The organism is Pseudomonas sp. KT_2_4 (genome assembly GCF_041410225.1).
Lineage (GTDB): Bacteria > Pseudomonadota > Gammaproteobacteria > Pseudomonadales > Pseudomonadaceae > Aquipseudomonas > Aquipseudomonas paracarnis.
Genome location: NZ_CP166962.1, coordinates 3233793 through 3253099 on the forward strand (window position 1 = coordinate 3233793; position 19307 = coordinate 3253099).

Consider the following 19307-nt stretch of genomic DNA (forward strand, 5'->3'; position numbering starts at 1 on the left):
CAGTGGATAGGGTGTTATGTCCGGAAAAGCGCAACAGCAGTCTCGTATCAAAGAGTTGATACTTCTTGGTCGTGAGCAGGGTTACCTGACTTACGCGGAGGTCAACGACCACCTGCCTGAGGATATTTCAGATCCTGAGCAGGTGGAAGACATCATCCGCATGATTAACGACATGGGGATCAACGTATTCGAAACTGCGCCAGATAAGGATTCCCTTATGCTGGCCGACGCCGATACCGACGAAGCCGCCGCTGAAGAAGCTGCCGCCGCGTTGGCTGCGGTGGAGACCGATATCGGCCGCACGACAGACCCTGTGCGCATGTATATGCGCGAAATGGGTACCGTCGAGCTGCTGACACGCGAAGGCGAGATCGAAATCGCCAAGCGTATCGAAGAGGGCATCCGTGAAGTGATGGGCGCCATTGCGCACTTCCCTGGCACGGTTGACCACATTCTCTCCGAGTACACTCGCGTCACCACCGAAGGTGGCCGCCTGTCTGACGTCCTGAGCGGTTATATCGACCCGGACGACGGCATTGCGCCGCCTGCCGCCGAAGTACCGCCGCCTGTTGATGCGAAAGCCGCAAAAGCGGACGACGACTCCGACGACGACGAAGCTGAAAGCAGCGACGACGAAGAAGAAGCCGAAAGCGGTCCAGACCCGGTCATCGCGGCCCAGCGCTTCGGTGCGGTTTCCGATCAAATGGAAATCACCCGCAAGGCCCTGAAGAAGCACGGTCGCGGCAACAAGCAGGCGATTGCCGAGCTGGTGGCCCTGGCTGAGCTGTTCATGCCGATCAAGCTGGTGCCCAAGCAATTCGAAGGCCTGGTTGAGCGTGTTCGCAGCGCCCTTGAGCGTCTGCGTGCCCAAGAGCGTGCGATCATGCAGCTCTGTGTGCGTGATGCGCGCATGCCGCGTACCGATTTCCTGCGCCAGTTCCCGGGCAACGAAGTTGACGAAAGCTGGAGCGACGCACTGGCCAAGGGCAAGGCGAAATACGCCGAAGCCATCGGTCGCCTGCAGCCCGATATCATCCGTTGCCAGCAGAAGCTGACCGCGCTTGAGACCGAAACCGGCCTGACGATTGCAGAAATCAAAGACATCAACCGTCGCATGTCGATCGGTGAGGCCAAGGCCCGCCGCGCGAAAAAAGAGATGGTTGAAGCGAACTTGCGTCTGGTGATCTCCATCGCCAAGAAGTACACCAACCGTGGCCTGCAATTCCTTGATCTGATCCAGGAAGGCAACATCGGTTTGATGAAGGCGGTGGACAAGTTCGAATACCGTCGCGGCTACAAGTTCTCGACTTATGCCACCTGGTGGATCCGTCAGGCGATCACTCGCTCGATCGCCGACCAGGCCCGCACCATCCGTATTCCGGTGCACATGATCGAGACCATCAACAAGCTCAACCGCATTTCCCGGCAGATGTTGCAGGAAATGGGTCGCGAACCGACCCCGGAAGAGCTGGGCGAACGCATGGAAATGCCTGAGGATAAAATCCGCAAGGTATTGAAGATCGCTAAAGAGCCGATCTCCATGGAAACGCCGATTGGTGATGACGAAGACTCCCATCTGGGTGACTTCATCGAAGACTCGACCATGCAGTCGCCAATCGATGTCGCCACTGTTGAGAGCTTGAAAGAAGCGACTCGCGACGTACTGTCCGGCCTCACTGCCCGTGAAGCCAAGGTACTGCGCATGCGTTTCGGCATCGACATGAATACCGACCACACCCTTGAGGAAGTCGGTAAGCAGTTTGACGTGACCCGTGAGCGGATCCGTCAGATCGAAGCCAAGGCGCTGCGCAAGTTGCGCCACCCGACGCGAAGCGAGCATCTGCGCTCCTTCCTCGACGAGTGATACCAGAACCCCCGGCCCAGGCCGGGGGTTTTGCTTTCTACCGATTGCTTTGCACAGATTAACTGCCTCGCACACCCCGCCCTCGCAATGCCCGTCTACACTCGAGACATTCCCCGTGCCATAACGAGACCGTTATGCCCAGATTGCCGACCGTGATACTGCTGTCGCTGCTGACCTGGACCGCAACGGCTGGCGCGTTGACTCTTACGGATGATGAGCGTAGCTGGTTGGCGGACCATCAGGAGCTGCGCCTAGGCGTGGATGCGTCTTGGCCACCTTTTGAATATCGCGATGAAAATGGCCGATATCAGGGCTTGGCAGCCGATTACGTACGCCTGCTCCAGGACCGCCTGGGTGTGCGTATCAAACTGATCGAACCGGTTAACTGGACTGCGGTGCTTGAACAAGCCCGCAATAATCAGCTCGACCTGCTGCCTGGCATCATGTCCACCCCCGAACGCCAAAACTTCCTGGCGTTCACACGCCCCTATCTCGACTTTCCCATCGTCATCCTGGCCCATGAAGGCGGCGCGAAACCACGCAGCCTCAAGGATCTGTACGGGCTTAAAATTGCCGTGGTGGAAAACTACGCGCCCCATGAATTGCTCCGCACCCACCATCCGGACCTGAATCTGGTCGCCCTGCCCAACGTCAGTTCGACGCTGCAAGCCCTGGCCACCGATGAAGTGGATGCCGTGGTCGGCGACCTCGCCTCCAGCGTCTGGAGCCTGCGCCAACTCAAGCTCGACGGTTTATACGTCAGCGGCGAAACGCCCTACCGCTACCAACTGGCGATGGGTGTCCCGCGGGATGAAAAAATCCTGGTGGGCATCCTGGACAAAGTCCTCGCCGACCTCAGCTCAGCCGAAACGGATGCAATCCAGCAACATTGGGTCGGCAGCTTCACCGATCACCGCACCTTCTGGGCTGACTTGCTCACGTACGGCCTGCCAGCGGTGCTGCTATTGAGTACGGTGCTGGCCATCGTTATTCGGATCAATCGCCGGCTCAGTTCGGAAATTTCTCGCCGGGTCGCCCTTGAACAAGAACTGCGAAGCAGCGAGTACCACTATCGCGGCTTGGTGGAGAGCTTGTCCGCCATCGCCTGGGAAGCAAGCATCAGCGATTTCACCTACAGCTACGTGTCGCCCCATGCCGAAGACCTGCTCGGCTATCCCCGCGCCCACTGGTTGATTCCAGGCTTCTGGCGCAACATCATCCACCCCGCCGACCTGACCCGCGCCGAGGCCTATTGCTATCGGGAAACTCGTGCTAACCGTGATCACAGCATTGATTACCGGGTCATCACCGCTGATGGCCGCTGCCTGTGGGTACGTGACATTGTCAGCCTGATCGAACACGGCCACGAGCCAGTGCTGCGCGGCCTGATGATCGACATCAGCGAAGCCAAGCGCACCGAAGAAGCCCTGCAACTGTCCGAGCAGAAATTTGCCTCGGTGTTTCAGCAGTGCCCGGACATCCTGGTGATTGCCCAGTTATCTGATGGCTGCCTGCTGGAGGTCAACAAGGCATTCGAGGACCAGATTGGGCTGCGCGCCGACGAGGTGGTAGGCAAAACCGCCTCAGATCTGAATATATGGGGCATTCAGGGCGTCGGTCCGGATTTGCTGCAGCGGGTACAGACCACCAGTATCCGTAACCTGGAAATGTCCTTTCTGCGCAGCAATGGTCAGGCATTTACCGGGCTGATCTCAGCTGAGCCGTTCCAACTCGATACCACTGAAGCCCTGGTGGTGGTGGTGCGCGATATCACCGAGCTCAAGGAAACCCAACAGCAGTTGCAAACCTCCGAAGAGAAATTCGCCAAGGCATTCCATGCTTCCCCTGACGGTTTACTACTGAGTCGCCAAAGCGATGGCCTGCTGATTGAAGTGAACGAAGGTTTCAGCCACCTGACCGGCTTCACCAGCGCCTCCTCACTTGACCAATCAACCCTGGACCTAGGCATCTGGGTCGACCTCAACGAACGCAAGCACATGCTGGAGTTGATGCAGCGCGACGGCTTTGTCCGCGATTTCATCTGTCATATCCGTCGTGCCGACGGCCAGATTCGCCTGTGCGAAGTGTCCAGCCGCCCACTGCCGATTGGCGACGAAGATTGCATGCTGACCATCGCCCGGGACATCACCGAACGCCAGTTGATGCAGGAAAAACTGCAGCAGGCCGCCACGGTGTTCGAAAGCACCGCCGAAGGCGTCTTGATCACCGACACACGGCAGAACATCAGCGCCGTCAACCGCGCCTTCACTGAGATAACCGGCTACAGCGAGGTTGAAGCCCTTGGTTATACCCCGCGCCTGCTCGCCTCCGGCCTGCATGACAGCGCGTTCTATGCGGCGATGTGGCACCAGTTGACGGCCCACGGTCATTGGCAAGGAGAGATCTCCAACCGCCGCAAGAACGGCGAGGTGTATCCGAGCTGGCTGACCATCAGCGCCGTGCGTAACCGCGAGCAATTGGTCACCCACTTCGTTGCCGTGTTCGCCGACATCTCCAGCCTCAAGCTGGCCCAGGCACGCCTGGATTATCAGGCCCACCACGACCCATTGACCGGCCTGCCCAACCGCACCCTGTTTGAAAACCGGCTGCAGGCCGCCCTCAACGGCCAGCAGGAAAGTGGTAAACAGGGCGCGGTGCTGTTTCTCGACCTTGATCGCTTCAAACACATCAACGACAGCCTCGGCCACCCGGTCGGCGACCTGCTGCTCAAAGACATCGCCGTACGCCTCAAGGAGCAGTTGCGGGACGTGGACACCGTTGCTCGCTTGGGCGGCGACGAATTCATTATCCTGTTGCCCGGCTTGCAACAGGCCAGCGACGCCCAGCACTTGGCGAACAAACTGCTCGACTGTTTTACCCCGCCATTCCAAGCCGGCGAGCATGAGTTCTTTATCAGCGCCAGTATCGGCACCAGCCTGTATCCGCAAGACGGTACCGACGTCGCCACCCTGGTCAAAAATGCCGACGCCGCAATGTATCGCTCCAAGGCCAAGGGGCGTAACCGGGTCGAGCGCTATACCCGCGACCTGACTGCCCAAGCCAATGAACGCGTAGCGCTGGAGCACGAACTGCGCCGCGCCATCGAACGTGAAGAATTGAGCCTGTATTACCAACCCAAGCGCAACCTGGTCACCCAACAACTGATCGGCGCCGAAGCCTTGATCCGCTGGCACCACCCGACTCTGGGCGACGTCCCGCCCGAACACTTTATCGCCTTGGCCGAAGAGAACGGCATGATCCTGCAAATCGGCGACTGGGTACTGGAACAGGCCTGCCGGCAGTTGCACGCCTGGCAAGCGGCTTTCGAGGATTTCGGCCCCCTGTCGGTCAACCTCGCAGGCGCGCAACTGCGTCACCCCAACCTGCTGTCACGCATCGAACAACTGCTGCACGATTACCGCCTCGAACCCGGCTGCCTGCAACTGGAAATCACCGAAAACTTCATCATGAGCCAAGCCGAAGAAGCGCTCGCGGTGTTGCACCAACTCAAGCGCCTGGGCGTCCAATTGGCGATCGATGATTTCGGCACCGGCTACTCGTCCCTCAGCTACCTCAAGCGCCTGCCCCTGGACTTCCTCAAAATCGACCAATCCTTCGTGCGCGGCTTGCCCGACGACCCTCACGATGCAGCCATCGTGCGCGCCATCATCGCCCTCGGCCACAGCATGCAATTCACCATCATCGCCGAAGGCGTGGAGACTCCGGCGCAACAAGCATTCCTCGCAAGCGAGGGGTGTGAACAGATGCAAGGCTACATCGTCAGCCTGCCCCTGCCGCCGGAGCTTTTTGCCGCCAGCTTCCTTCGTACACGGCACAAGGATTTTTCGGATGGCACAGTGAACAAACCATCGCTATAATCCGCGACCTACTGAGGGCCTATAGCTCAGTTGGTTAGAGCAGGGGACTCATAATCCCTTGGTCGTAGGTTCGAGTCCTACTGGGCCCACCATACTCAAAGCCGCGCACTGCGCGGCTTTCGTCGTTTTTGGACCCTGGTTTTTCAGTCTGAGTTTTTGCCGAAAACGCCAAAGTGTCCAAAAAGTGTCCATTTCGATTTGCCATCGGATTGAGATTCTCGACGTCTTTCATGTGTCCGGGACTGAAATGGGCGTACTTTTGCGTCATTGCCAACGTCGCGTGACCCAATACTTTTTGCAGCGTGAGGATATCCCCGCCTTTCATCATGTAATGGCTAGCGAAGGTATGGCGCAGCACATGCGTTAACTGTCCAGGCGGCAGATCAAGCCCGACCGCATCAACGGCACGCCTGAAAGCATCGTAGGAAGGCTTGAACGGTAGAGCCTTCTTCAAGCGGCTGTAGATGGCGTCAGAGATTGGGACTGTTCGATTCTTGCTGGATCGCCGCTCACAAGCATGGGCCGACACCGCCGCCGGAAAACGCCGCCGAATTCACCACACACGCGACCTCTGCCACCGCGCTTTCTGCGCAACTTAAACCCATCACCGAGTGAATGAATGCACCAACCCACCATTGGAAGCCTGTTTGCAGGCATCGGAGGCTTTGATGTCGGATTTGAAAACGCCGGATACCGCACCGCCTGGCAAGTCGAACTCAACCCCATCAACCGGGCTGTGCTTGCCGATCGATTTCCCCATGCACGCCAGTTTGAAGACGTGCGCGAATGCGGCGCTCACAACCTATCCGCCGTTGATGTCATCACTGCCGGGTTCCCCTGCCAGGACATCAGCATCGCGGGGAGCCATGCACCTCGAGGCTTACAAGGCGAACGCAGCGGATTGTTTTGGGAAGTCATACGAATCCTCAAAGAAACACAACCTCGCTGGGTGGTCCTTGAGAACGTCGTTAACCTGCTCGCTGTCAACGATAGCCGCGACTTTGAGACAGTCATCCGGGCCCTTGCGGACTGCGGGTATGTGGGATTTTGGCGAGTGCTTAATGCTCAATATTTCGGAGTCCCCCAGCAACGTCGACGCGTATTCCTGGTCGCCGGTTATCGAAAAATGCCCCCCATCCAGCTCCTGGCTGACGCCGCGCCAGTGGACGCAATATCTCCAGCGTCTCAATCGCAGCCCTGGCCACGGCCCGCGGATGCCTGGGCTGCCAATACTTTACTGGCAAACAAAGCCGGATCGCAGATCTCTATGGGCTGTACCACTTTCGTCGCTGAGCCGAACGGATGGGATCAGATGGTTGAGCGGCAGCGAGCGGCTGAGGATGATGGGTTTTGCCTCGGATTGGATGCGGCCAACCTTGCGGAGGCTTTTGGTGCCGGAAATGCCGTTGTTACGCAGGTGGCGGAGTGGGTTGGGCGGGGTTTGATAACTGCACAGGAACCACCCCACACATAAAAAGTTGGGCGGTAAAATTGGTCGTCGCTGAAACAAATATGTTGACGCCATCCACAGCTGATCTATATATAGCGTGTCCTCTACATTCTTTGGGGACACCCTCCATGTTGCGTCTTCTCTCTGATCTCTTCCTAGATATTCTTGTTCAAACCCTGAGCACTCTGCTCCTGCGCCTGTTCGACGCCCTAGAACCCTGCACGTGGCTAACCTTTACTTTGTCTGTGTGCGCAACCTGAAATGGCGCTAATGCGTACCTGCACCATAATTGTTGATCCTTGTCGCGTATAAGAATCATAGGAGTTCACCTATGTCACTCGTTACTACAGACATGATGCAAAACCTTGAGCGGATGCGTGCCGCAGTGACCGAGTGGTTGATCAAGGAGGAAATGCTCGGCGACGCTTTTTTCATTGGTATCGACGAATGGCGTTCGAGAGGCGAATGCTATGGAACCGATTCTTTGCTCGTGTTGGCATTTGACGGCAGCAGCTTGCACACATTGTTGAGTTTTGGTGGCGACACTCAAGAGTTTGACGATCTGGTCGAGTCGTTTGGATTCTGGTATGAGCTCGGGCACTCCTGGAACATGGGTTTTTATCCAGTCGAGGGCTATGACTATTCTAGACTCACAGGTACGTACGCTTCCAAACTAAAGGATCCACGCTGGACGGAAAAAGCTGCACTGGTAAAAAAGAGAGCTGGAGAGATTTGTCAAGACTGCGGCGCCAATCAGCGCTTAGATGCCCACCACTGTTATTACACCACCATTCGCCAAGCATACGAGCCTTGGGAATATCCACTCAGTGCATTGCGCGCCTTATGCCGCCCGTGCCATTTACGTCGCGAGCAAACGGAAATCCGATTACGTGCATTCGCTGCGTCGCTTACGAGTGACGAATTGGATGCCCTACGCCCTGCTTTTGACCATGCGACATACTGGTACAAAACCGAAGCTGTACTTTCATTTCTATCACAACTGGGGCCAGAAGAGCGGCATCGTCAAGCAGCAATGCAAATTCTTAGAGAAGGTAAAAATGAGAATGACTGACTCCTCTCTTCTCCCCTAGCCACATGCCTGCACGCAGATAGTTGAGTGGCAGCGAACGGCTGAGAAATAATGGTCGCCGCCTCTGACGGAATGCCGCTACCCCTCAGAAGCCTTTGGTACCTAAACTGCTGCAACGTAAATGTAAGTAGGTTGGACGAGGGCTAATCAGTGCTAAATAAGTCTGGAGACAAAAAAACGCCCCAGCAAAAGCCGGGGCGTGGATTGCAGCACTAGCTAGGAAAACTCATCCCAACAATCTCGGATGAAACGGTACACGCTGTGAGCGCGAAACACATTCAGCACCAGACCCCACATGAGCTGCCAAAATCGAGACATAAAGCCTCCAACATTGGACTTGCCTCAATGCACTTACCGGAACACGTGCATTTGTAGGGGAATTGTTAGAGATTCCCTGTGAGGCAAGGTATTTTTAGGCCCTTAGCATGATGCGTTTCCGGCACGGTTCCTACACCGTGTGCGAGGGGCCTCTCATAGGACGAATCCTGATGATGGCCCGGATGTTAACCGCCGAAGCACAGTGTAAAAAGAGTTAAAACCAAAACTTGTAGTTTATTTTTCAATTTGCGCTTTGGGCATTGACAAACCACAAAAAGTAATATTTCAAAATTCACGGTATACCGTAAAATTAGAAACTTTTCGGCGTAGATGCGCTGATTTCACAGCATTTCCATACAAAGCCACGTTACTATTCAACACTCTAGAACTGACGGATTCGCTTGCAGATTTCCTTCAACGATTTTCGCAGCGCTTTCATAAAGCTGCTTTCGTTCATCGTTTAGGTTCGATTTTGCGGAAATCGTAGTGGCGCCGTTATTTACTCTCTTATAGACTCAGCCCCGTTAGAGATTCCCTGTGAGAAAGCGTATTCGGACCTACCGAATACGCGACGAAAAAACCGCCCTCCTAAGGCGGTTTTTTTTTGCCAAAATTTAGCTGCTAAATTTGCGCAGCTTGTTCGATCAGCACTCGAACCCAAATAGGAACAGTCGAAGACAGGCGCCGAAGGTTTCGCATGCAGAATCTTTTCGGAAGCTTTGCTTTAAAGCAGCTTTAAGATCCGGGTGGCATAGCAACCGTTGAGCCCTACTCTCGCCATTTTCGCGGGCGCGAAAATAGCGAGTTTGAAGATGGATTTTTAACAAACCACGAGAGCTCAAACCAACAAAAAATAGATGTTAAATTCTTTAAAATCTTGAATTTTAGACGAATTTTGACGATTTTCCACGCCGACAAGTTGGAAATTATTGTATTCCACAGTTTGTCGCTGTCGCTTACGGGCATCCTGTCAACAGCCCCCAGCCCTTCAATATAGAGAATCAGTCTAACGAGCCAGGTTTCTCAGGATTCCCCGTCAGCATGCCGGATGCTCCGCCCAAGGTAGCCGCTTCGTTGACAAAGATAGCGACGTCCCGGTGCTCTAGGACCTTCACTTCATCCCTGGCCAAGAGGTTGAGCCAAACGCTAAGGCGTATGGTGCAAGATGGGATCTGATAGGCGATAGCATTTGCGTGATCAAATAGCACTCGCTCCAGGTCCTCGGACTCAAGTGATTGACACTCAGGCTTTATGGCCGCAGCAATCCTGGCAGTTAGTTTTGCGACACGCGGAGATTTGTGCCGAAGCTCGCCAAGGCGCGCTATATAGGTAGGGGTTGAAGGCATGGGCATACGAAAACTCCAAAACTCAGTGAGAACGACGGTAACGAGCTGCATTACCCACTTATGCCTGCACGGGAGAGTGGAAGCAACATTTTGTTGACGAGTGGACAGGTTGACAGGTTGACAAGAAAGCCAACCGAGGCGTACGCTTTGGTTACTTGCTCAAATACGAGCAACGAAAGGAGACCCTATGAACACCGCAGCGATTGAGAGACCCCAAAGCGCCGTCAAGTCACTTGACGAAGCTAAAGCCTCGCTCGTGCAAAAATTCATAGCCCGGATGAACAAAGTGTCCGAATCCGAGGTTATCAATGCTGCGAATCTCGATGACGACAAGGCTTTGGCCGTCATTATTAAAAAGACGGGAAAAAGTAATGAGAAGCCGTTAAGCATTAAAGCTCGCAACGAAATTGCCTTCGCTCAGATGAAGTCGAAAGCGTTTGAGGCGGTTAAATCGTCTTACGATCTTCTAGATGCGGGCGATGCATGCCAGATACTTGGAATCTCAAAGCAGGCTTTGAGTAAGAAAACCAAATCGGGGCAAGTCATTGCTTACACCCATAACCGACGCAAGTACTACCCTGACTTTCAGTTCGAGAACAATAAAGCCGCAACGTCAATAATAAAGCTGTTTAAGGCAGTGGAAATTGATCCAGAAGATGAGCCTAAGGTAAATCTTTTGATTGGGCTTCTCGCCAACACTATGGATTATTCCAATCCTGGCGACCCCGAAAATGTGCAGCCTCGCTATAAGCTTCTGGACGTCGATCCTGCATTCCAGATAATTGTGCGAGACTTCAAGAACCGCTTGAAAATGGGCAAGTAAAGCTGAGCTTCCCGTAAGGGAAGCTCAGCCTTTCACTCTACGGTCACGTCTAAATCCGCTAAGAATTCAATCGCTGTCTGACCGTTCTCAAGCTCGACCTCTGTCAAAGGTTTAGAGCTCACTGGTACTAACTGTTTTTTTCTTCCCTCAAACAACACGACGTTGCAACCGTCGTTTGAGGCCGCAGGGAATACCGTGGAGGTATAGAGGAAACCGTCGATTTCCTTGCTATGCCTCATGCATGCGGCACTTACAGTCTGGGTAAGTGAATACCCCTCACTACCTTGACCCTTCGCCTCGACAAGATGCCTGAGCTTGTGGCCCCCTACGTAAGCGCTCATCCTCGCCACGTCTACCAAGCGGAGATCCCTATCCGCAGCTAACTCGTGCACCGACATCCCCTGAATCTCTGACATCAAGACAGGCGAGCCTGGCCCCTCACCGCCATGCTGAAGCGTCTCAGCAATAGCAACCGCAGTGTTGGCAGCCACATAACAAACCCCGATCTCCTTATTCAAATCCCCATATCTACTATCAGAGTTTTTGTTGTAGAAGACAGGATCCTTATGCCGGGTTGGTTGAACGCGAAAAAACGGCGTTCCCTTCTTAAAATCGACAATTACTTCCGGATGTTTCAGAAGCGCCGACTGAATTTTCTGCTCAACATCTTGACTTTGTTTCTTTTCCTCGTCTACCAAACCGCGTACTCCTATAAAAATCAAACAACTTGCTCATGAGCGAATCCCATTTGCGTTTTAAATGCCCGTCGACATCCGACGGGCGCCAGTGCAAGCACCTGCTTGCCAGAGAATTACAACCGACTTCTGATAAAAACACCACTATTTTTTAAACTTTTTTGACAGGACACCAGGGCACCGTAGTTACGTAGTTACGTAGTTACGTAGTTACGTAGCTAAAGCGTTAAAGCGTTAAAGCGTTAAAGCGTTAAAGCGTTAAAGCGTTAAAGCGTTAAAGCGTTAAAGCGTTAAAGCGTTAAAGCGTTAAAGCGTTAAAGCGTTAAAAGGTTATTTCATTATTTCGTTACGACGCCATCCACTAATCCGAATCAGCAAAAAACTAACGAAATTAAAATAGCGATTTGCCAATGATCAGAAATCAGCACTAAAGAAAAAATCAGGAGGCAAAAGCACTTTTCCCCCTCCCGCCAACGGGCATTAGGTGTTTTTTTTGTGCAAAAGGTCGACTGATGAAATACGCGGGCAAGGGCACCGTGACTGCGGCCTACGCCCTCATCTGGGTCATTTCAACATTTGGGATATTTGGAAAGGACTGGAAAGTCAGCCAAGAGAGATACCCGTTAAAACCAGGTGTATCCGATGACGCCATAGCCTTATATACCGCTTCCTCAGATGCGAAAACTTGCATATGAGGGCGTTTTGGATGTTGGACGGAGCCTACTCATCTAAGGAGTAATGCCCCGTGGCTTGAACCAACTGGACCACTACCGGACATTTTGACCAAACCGCTCCCCTATCAGGGAGAGCGCCTTATGATAGGTGTCCAAAAAGTGTCCATTTTAGGCGGATATATTGGTGAACATCGCAGCTCTAATCATCCTGAAAGCCCTGATTATATTGACCGTATCCAGCAAACACACGACCATAATGTGGACTCATAATCCCTTGGTCGTAGGTTCGAGTCCTACTGGGCCCACCACACAAAAAAAGCCGCGCATTGCGCGGCTTTTGCGTATCTGGCATCACGGTTCTTTCAGCCAGGCCAAGCCTGTACCATGCTTGCTCATTGCCCCCGCACTGGAGCCCCCCCCTTGCCCGCCCTAGACGAAATCGACCGCCAACTGATCGCCGCCCTGCAGCTCAACGCCCGTGAAAGCGTGGCCATGCTCGCCAGGCAGTTGGGCATCGCGCGCACCACCGTCACGTCGCGTCTGGCCCGCCTGGAGAAAACCCAGGTCATCACCGGTTACGGCGTGCGCCTGGGCCAGCGCGTTGCGGATGGGGGGTTGCAAGCTTATGTGGGCATTACCGTGCAACCCCGTTCGGGCAAAGAGGTGTTGCGCAGGCTGAGCGCCATGGCGCAAGTGCAGCAGTTGTGCGCGGTAAGTGGAGAGTTCGATTACGTGGCTTGGCTGCGCACCGATTCGCCAGAGCAACTGGACCAATTGCTGGACCAGATCGGCAGTGTTGACGGCGTGGAAAAAACCACCACCTCGATCATCCTCAGTAACAAATTGGATCGCGGACAACCAATCTGATCACTACCTTCGTCATATTGACTAAAACCAGTACAATCCGACGACACATTGCGTCTTATTAACGAGCGCAACGCCCCCTAAACTGGCTGCCATCTTTTCCTATACTCAACGGGCCCTCCTCCCGCCGAGCCGTCAGTAAGGTCAGCCATGAGCATTCCGTCCAGCACCCTCAGCAAGCCCAATCGCCACCCGGGCGACGGTAAGAAACCCATCACCATTTTCGGCCCGGACTTCCCGTTTGCCTTTGATGACTGGATCGAACACCCCGCCGGGCTGGGCAGTATTCCTGCGGCCAATCATGGCGCCGAAGTGGCGATCGTCGGCGCCGGGATCGCGGGCCTGGTTGCGGCCTACGAGCTGATGAAACTCGGGCTCAAGCCCGTTGTGTATGAAGCCTCGAAGATGGGTGGCCGCTTGCGCTCGCAGGCCTTTGAAGGCGCCGAAGGCATCATCGCCGAGTTGGGCGGCATGCGGTTCCCGGTATCGTCCACGGCGTTCTACCATTACGTGGACAAACTTGGACTGGAGACCAAGCCCTTTCCCAACCCGCTGACACCGGCGTCCGGCAGCACCGTGATCGATCTGGAAGGCCAGACTCACTATGCGCAAAAACTCTCCGATTTACCGGCACTGTTCCAGGAAGTCGCCGATGCCTGGGCCGACGCCTTGGAGGCCGGTTCGCAGTTCGGCGATATCCAGCAGGCAATCCGCGACCGCGACGTGCCACGGCTCAAGGAACTGTGGAACAAGCTCGTGCCGCTGTGGGATGACCGTACCTTCTACGACTTCGTCGCCACCTCCAAAGCCTTCGCCAAATTGTCCTTCCACCACCGCGAGGTGTTTGGCCAGGTCGGTTTCGGCACCGGCGGTTGGGACTCTGACTTTCCCAACTCCATGCTGGAAATCTTCCGTGTGGTAATGACCAACTGCGATGATCATCAACACCTGATCGTCGGTGGCGTGGCACAAGTGCCCATGGGCATCTGGCGCCATGTGCCAGAGCGCTGCGCCCATTGGCCGGCCGGCACCAGCCTGAGCTCGTTGCATAGAGGCGCACCACGGGCAGGCGTGAAGCGCATTGCCCACGCCGCCGATGGCCGCTTTGCTGTTACCGACAACTATGGCGACACGCGCGAATACGCGGCGGTGCTGACCACCTGCCAAAGTTGGCTGCTGACCACACAAATCGAATGCGACGAAACCCTGTTCTCACAAAAAATGTGGATGGCCCTGGATCGCACTCGCTACATGCAGTCATCGAAAACCTTCGTGATGGTTGATCGCCCATTCTGGAAAGACAAAGACCCGCAAACCGGCCGCGACCTGATGAGCATGACCCTCACCGACCGCCTGACCCGGGGCACCTACCTGTTCGATAACGGTGACGACAAGCCGGGGGTGATCTGCCTGTCCTACTCGTGGATGAGCGACGCACTGAAGATGCTGCCCCAGCCTATCGACAAGCGGGTGAAACTGGCCCTCGATGCGCTGAAGAAGATCTACCCCAACGTTGATATCAAGGCGCGCATCATCGGCGACCCGATCACCGTGTCCTGGGAGGCCGATCCGCATTTCCTCGGGGCCTTCAAAGGCGCCTTGCCCGGTCACTATCGCTATAACCAGCGGATGTATGCGCACTTCATGCAGAAGGATATGCCCGCCGAACAACGCGGGATCTTCATCGCGGGTGATGATGTATCGTGGACGCCCGCCTGGGTCGAAGGCGCGGTACAAACCTCGCTCAACGCGGTATGGGGCATCATGAATCACTTCGGTGGCAGCACCCACCCGGAGAACCCAGGCCCAGGCGACGTATTCGATGAAATAGGGCCAATCGCCCTGGCAGAATAAGGAGTTGAGCATGCGTGTCGCCCTGTACCAATGCCCGCCGCTGCCGCTGGATGTGGCCGCTAACCTGCAGCGCCTGCACCAGTTGGCCCATGAAGCACACGGCGCCGATGTGCTGGTGCTGCCAGAGATGTTTCTCAGCGGCTATAACATTGGCGCCGAAGCCGTTGGCGCACTGGCCGAGGCACAGGATGGGCCATCGGCGCAGGCGATTGCCCAACTGGCGCAAAGTGCCGGGCTGGCGATCCTGTATGGCTACCCGGAGCGGGCCGAAGACGGCCAGGTCTACAACGCCGTGCAGTTGATCGATGCCCAGGGCACGCGCCTGTGCAATTACCGCAAGACCCACTTGTTTGGCGATCTTGACCACTCAATGTTCAGCGCCGGCCCCGATGATTTCCCGGTGGTGGAATTGAACGGGTGGAAGGTGGGCATGCTGATTTGCTACGACCTGGAGTTTCCGGAAAACACCCGGCGCCTGGCCCTCGCCGGTGCCGAACTGATTCTGGTGCCCACCGCCAATATGGTGCCGTTCGACTTCGTTGCCGACGTCACCGTGCGGGCGCGAGCCTTTGAAAACCAATGCTTCGTGGCCTATGCCAACTATTGCGGGCACGAAGGCGAGATTCACTACTGCGGGCAAAGCAGCATTGCCGCGCCGGACGGCCAGCGAATTGCCCAGGCCGGCCTGGATGAAGCCTTGATCGTCGGCACCCTGGATCGCCAATCTATTGTCGACGCCCGCGCCGCCAACCACTACCTGCAAGACCGTCGCGCCGAACTCTACGGCGCACTGCACAAGCCCTGACCCATTGGGTTTGCTAGCATAGGCACTTCCCACGCCTCGGAAGTGCCCATGCCTGCGCCGGTTCACCCTCATCCCCTTCACCTGACTCTCGCTAATGGCCTGCGGGTTTGCCTGCGCCATGCGCCACGCTTGAAGCGCTGCGCCGCCGTTTTACACGTGGCTGCCGGCAGCCATGACGTGCCATTGGCCTGGCCTGGCCTGGCGCATTTTCTTGAGCACTTGTTGTTTCTCGGTACCGAACGTTTCCCAGTCGGCGAAGGGCTGATGGCCTACGTGCAGCGCCACGGTGGGCAGGTCAACGCCAGCACCCGTGAGCGCACCACCGAGTTCTTCTTTGAACTGCCGGTGCCGGCTTTTGCAGACGGGCTGGCGCGTTTGGCGGATATGCTGGCTCACCCGCGCCTGGCCCTCGACGATCAACAACGTGAACGCGAAGTGCTGGAGGCGGAGTTCATCGCCTGGTCCCAGGATGCCAAGGCCCAACAGCAAGTGGCGCTGCTGCAAGGCTTGGCGGCGGATCATCCTCTACGAGGTTTTCATGCCGGCAACCGCGACAGCCTGCCGGTGGAAAGCGACGAGTTTCAGCACGCCTTGCGAGGGTTCCACGCACGCTTTTATCAAAGCGGGCAGATGACCCTGAGCCTCGCCGGTCCACAATCGCTGGCCGACCTGCAGGCCTTGGCCCAGCAGTTCAGTGACCAACTGACGCCCGGCCCATTGCACCCGCAGGCCGCTCCACCGGCCTTGATGCATGGCCCGGCGCGCCGTTATCAGCACGTAGCCGGCCAACACCTGCATCAGGTCATTACGTGTAACGCGCCACGGGAAGCGCTGGCGTTTCTCTGCACCTGGCTCAACGCCTCGGCCCCCGGCGGGTTGCTCGCTGAACTGCAAGCGCGACGACTGGCCACCGCGCTGCAGGCGTCCGTGCTGTACCAATTCGCGGATCAAGCCGTGCTGGATATAGACTTCACCCTCGCCAGCGAACGCGAACCGGCTACGCAGATTGAAGAGTTGCTGCACGACTGGCTGGGTTTCTTCGCACACAGCGACTGGACAGCGTTACGCGAAGAGTTCGCCTTGCTCAATGCTCGCCAGCAACAGGTCCAAGGCGCCCTGGCGTTGGCGCGCAACGATGCCCAAGACCTGTCGGAACAAGGCGTCGTTGCCCTCAAGGCCATACTCGATTCACTGCACCTGCCCGCCTCCCGGCACCCTTGGCAACTGCCGCCCAATAACCCCTTGCTTCGTGCGCCCGCCAAGGAAGAACGCGCTGGCCTGATTCGTGGCCAAACCAGCGCCCACCGTGGCTTGCGCACCTTTGCCCAGGATCGCTCACGGGGCCGACGGGATCTGTCAGCGTTGACCTTCAGCCAGGCGTTGGCGGATGACACTGGCGAAGGCGCGCTGTACCTGCACTGGCGGTTTGACTCGGCGGTACCCAGCGGGCTGGAAAGTCTGTTGCGGCCGTTGCGCGAGCAGGCACGCCAGGCCGGCGTCGAGTTGTCTTGCGAAACCTGCGCCACGGATTGGCAGGTGAAGATGCACGGCCTCCACGAGCCCATGCCGGCGGTGCTCGAAGCGTTGGCGCGGTGTCTGAGTGACTCGGATGAACCTTTGCCACCGACCGCTCCCGTGCCGATGATCGCCATCCGGGAACTGCTCAAGGCGTTGCCCGCTTGCTGCGCGGGTGTTCAGCCCCAGCCTCAGGAGACGACAGCATCATGGGCTACCGCGCGCTGGCAGGCGCTGGGCGCAGGCCTGCCACCCGCCTGTGAAGCCGCGATCAAAGCCGCAGCGGCCCGGTTGCCTGGGCAACCGGCAACTATGCCTTTCACACTTAAGGCCCTTGACGGACAAAAGCGCTGGCACGCAGTCAGCACCGAATCCAGCGAAGCAGCGCTACTGCTATTTTGCCCAACGCCGACTCAATCTCTCGCCGATGAAGCCCACTGGCGGTTGCTCGGGCACGTGCTCCAGGGGCCGTTCTACCAGCGTTTGAGAGTCGAACTGCAAATCGGCTACGCCGTGTTCAGCGGCATCCGACAGATCAACGGCCAAACCGGCCTGCTGTTTGGGGTGCAATCGCCGAGCGCCTCCCTGGACGGCATCGTCCAACAGTTGCAGGCCTTCCTGGGGCAACTGCCGTCGTTGATCGAACGCAGCCCCGACTTGGGTAACCAGGCCCTCGCGCAGCAGTTCGCGGCCCAGACGCTGCCCATCAACGAAGCTGCCGACTTGCTGTGGCATGCGCACCTGGCAGGTCATTCGTCGGGTTATCTGGATCAGCTTCAACAGTTGATCCAAGCGTGCACACGCGAGGATGTGCAGCGCGCCGCGCAACAACTCAATGACGCGGCAGGCGGCTGGCAATGCGTGGCCAACGGGCCGCGTATCAGCGACGACTGGCAAGCAGCGCCGTGATCATTGCCAACCCTGCAACAGGCTTTCTCCACCGAGACAGCGCTAACTTGAATAAAATTGCGTAACATTGCGCAGCAATATCTGAACATCTCCAACAGGAGGTGGACTATATGTATTACTTGGTAGTGAACGTCCCATCCCTTGATAGGAGTAAGAATATGACCTGGTCCAAACCTGCTTACACTGATCTGCGTATTGGTTTCGAAGTCACCATGTACTTCGCCAGCCGTTGATTGGCTGAGTGATACAACGCCTCGGTTCGCCCGGGGCGTTTTTGTTTTGAGCTGTGCTTGATGGAGCGATCATGTTTGTCCAGATTCTAGGTTCCGCCGCCGGCGGTGGCTTCCCTCAGTGGAACTGCAACTGCGTGAACTGCGCAGGTTTTCGCGATGGCAGCCTGCGGGCCCACGCGCGTACCCAGTCGTCCATCGCGATCTCCGACGATGGCGTGAATTGGGTGCTCTGCAATGCCTCGCCGGATATCCGCGCGCAACTCCAGGGCTTTGCGCCCATGCAACCAGGCCGCGCCCTGCGCGATACCGGCATCAGCGCAATCATCCTGATGGACAGCCAGATCGACCACACCACTGGCCTGCTGAGCCTGCGCGAAGGCTGCCCGCACCAGGTGTGGTGCACCGACATGGTCCACGAAGACCTGAGCACCGGTTTCCCGTTGTTCACCATGCTGACCCACTGGAACGGTGGCCTGGCCTGGAACCGCATCGAGTTGGACGCTAGCTTCACCATCCCGGCCTGCCCCAACCTGCGCTTCACCCCGCTGCCGTTGCGCAGCGCCGCACCGCCCTATTCGCCGCACCGTTTCGACCCGCACCCCGGTGACAACATTGGCCTGATCGTCGAAGACCTGCGCACCGGCGGCAAATTGTTCTACGCCCCGGGCCTGGGCAAGGTCGACGCACCGCTGCTGGATATCATGGCCGGCAGTGACTGCCTGCTGGTGGACGGCACGATGTGGGACGACGATGAAATGCAGCGCCGTGGCGTCGGCACCCGCACCGGGCGTGAGATGGGCCACCTGGCACAGAACGGCCCCGGCGGCATGCTTGAAGTGCTCGAGCAACTGCCCAAACAGCGCAAAGTGCTTATCCACATCAACAACACCAACCCGATCCTCGATGAAGACTCCCCCGAGCGAGCGGAGCTGGTGCGGCGCAATGTCGAAGTGGCTTACGACGGCATGAGCATTGAATTGTAGGAGCGA

The 19307-nt window shown here is 56.7% G+C and carries 12 protein-coding genes, 2 tRNA genes and 1 pseudogene; 13 read left to right on the top strand and 2 right to left on the bottom strand.

Annotated features, from left to right (window positions below; all coding sequences use genetic code 11):
- Positions 1–16: 16 nt before the first annotated feature.
- From rpoD to AB9N64_RS15055, 3 genes are all read left to right on the top strand, one after another.
- Positions 17–1864, top strand: coding sequence for an RNA polymerase sigma factor RpoD (rpoD, locus tag AB9N64_RS15045; RefSeq protein WP_020302171.1), 1848 nt, complete (start codon positions 17–19; stop codon positions 1862–1864).
- A gap of 134 nt (positions 1865–1998) precedes the next feature.
- A complete protein-coding gene (locus tag AB9N64_RS15050) occupies positions 1999–5742 on the top strand; it encodes an EAL domain-containing protein (RefSeq protein ID WP_371359499.1) in 3744 nt (1247 codons plus the stop codon).
- A 15-nt stretch (positions 5743–5757) separates the two neighbouring features.
- Positions 5758–5834, top strand: a tRNA-Ile gene (locus tag AB9N64_RS15055).
- 161 nt (positions 5835–5995) lie between these two features.
- Here the strand turns inward: AB9N64_RS15055 and AB9N64_RS15060 are convergent.
- Positions 5996–6271: pseudogene (locus tag AB9N64_RS15060) on the bottom strand (tyrosine-type recombinase/integrase); the annotation flags it as partial.
- Positions 6272–6361: 90 nt separating this feature from the next.
- Between AB9N64_RS15060 and AB9N64_RS15065 the strand changes: the two are divergent.
- From AB9N64_RS15065 to AB9N64_RS15075, 3 genes are all read left to right on the top strand, one after another.
- Complete coding sequence (locus tag AB9N64_RS15065; RefSeq protein ID WP_060766703.1) at positions 6362–7216, top strand: DNA cytosine methyltransferase; 855 nt, start codon at positions 6362–6364, stop codon at positions 7214–7216.
- A gap of 307 nt (positions 7217–7523) precedes the next feature.
- Positions 7524–8264: an HNH endonuclease gene (locus AB9N64_RS15070; RefSeq protein WP_060766702.1), complete on the top strand. Its 741-nt coding sequence runs from the start codon at positions 7524–7526 to the stop codon at positions 8262–8264.
- A 1869-nt stretch (positions 8265–10133) separates the two neighbouring features.
- Positions 10134–10769 carry a DnaB-like helicase C-terminal domain-containing protein gene (locus tag AB9N64_RS15075; RefSeq protein ID WP_060766700.1) on the top strand — a complete coding sequence of 212 codons (636 nt, stop codon included), beginning with the start codon at positions 10134–10136 and terminating at the stop codon, positions 10767–10769.
- A 32-nt stretch (positions 10770–10801) separates the two neighbouring features.
- Here AB9N64_RS15075 and AB9N64_RS15080 read toward each other — a convergent pair whose 3' ends face one another.
- Positions 10802–11467, bottom strand: coding sequence for an RES family NAD+ phosphorylase (locus tag AB9N64_RS15080; RefSeq protein WP_060766699.1), 666 nt, complete (start codon positions 11465–11467; stop codon positions 10802–10804).
- 845 nt (positions 11468–12312) lie between these two features.
- On the opposite strand from AB9N64_RS15080, the gene AB9N64_RS15085 reads away from it, so the two are divergent.
- The 7 genes from AB9N64_RS15085 to pqqB all read left to right on the top strand — a co-directional run bounded on the left by AB9N64_RS15085 (position 12313) and on the right by pqqB (position 19301).
- Positions 12313–12446 (top strand) — tRNA-Ser (locus AB9N64_RS15085).
- Positions 12447–12558: 112 nt separating this feature from the next.
- Positions 12559–13005, top strand: coding sequence for an Lrp/AsnC family transcriptional regulator (locus tag AB9N64_RS15090; RefSeq protein ID WP_003194755.1), 447 nt, complete (start codon positions 12559–12561; stop codon positions 13003–13005).
- Positions 13006–13152: 147 nt separating this feature from the next.
- The gene (locus tag AB9N64_RS15095; protein ID WP_014720191.1) at positions 13153–14856 is read left to right on the top strand and encodes an NAD(P)/FAD-dependent oxidoreductase; all 1704 of its coding nucleotides are present in this window, start codon (positions 13153–13155) and stop codon (positions 14854–14856) included.
- 10 nt (positions 14857–14866) lie between these two features.
- Entirely contained in the window at positions 14867–15661 is a 795-nt protein-coding gene (locus tag AB9N64_RS15100) for a carbon-nitrogen hydrolase family protein (protein ID WP_371359500.1), read from the top strand.
- Positions 15662–15709: 48 nt separating this feature from the next.
- Complete coding sequence (pqqF, locus tag AB9N64_RS15105; RefSeq protein WP_371359501.1) at positions 15710–18085, top strand: pyrroloquinoline quinone biosynthesis protein PqqF; 2376 nt, start codon at positions 15710–15712, stop codon at positions 18083–18085.
- Positions 18086–18243: 158 nt separating this feature from the next.
- Positions 18244–18318, top strand: a complete 75-nt coding sequence (gene pqqA, locus AB9N64_RS15110) for a pyrroloquinoline quinone precursor peptide PqqA (RefSeq protein ID WP_003194766.1) — start codon at positions 18244–18246, stop codon at positions 18316–18318.
- A gap of 71 nt (positions 18319–18389) precedes the next feature.
- Entirely contained in the window at positions 18390–19301 is a 912-nt protein-coding gene (gene pqqB, locus AB9N64_RS15115; protein ID WP_014720194.1) for a pyrroloquinoline quinone biosynthesis protein PqqB, read from the top strand.
- Positions 19302–19307: the final 6 nt, after the last annotated feature.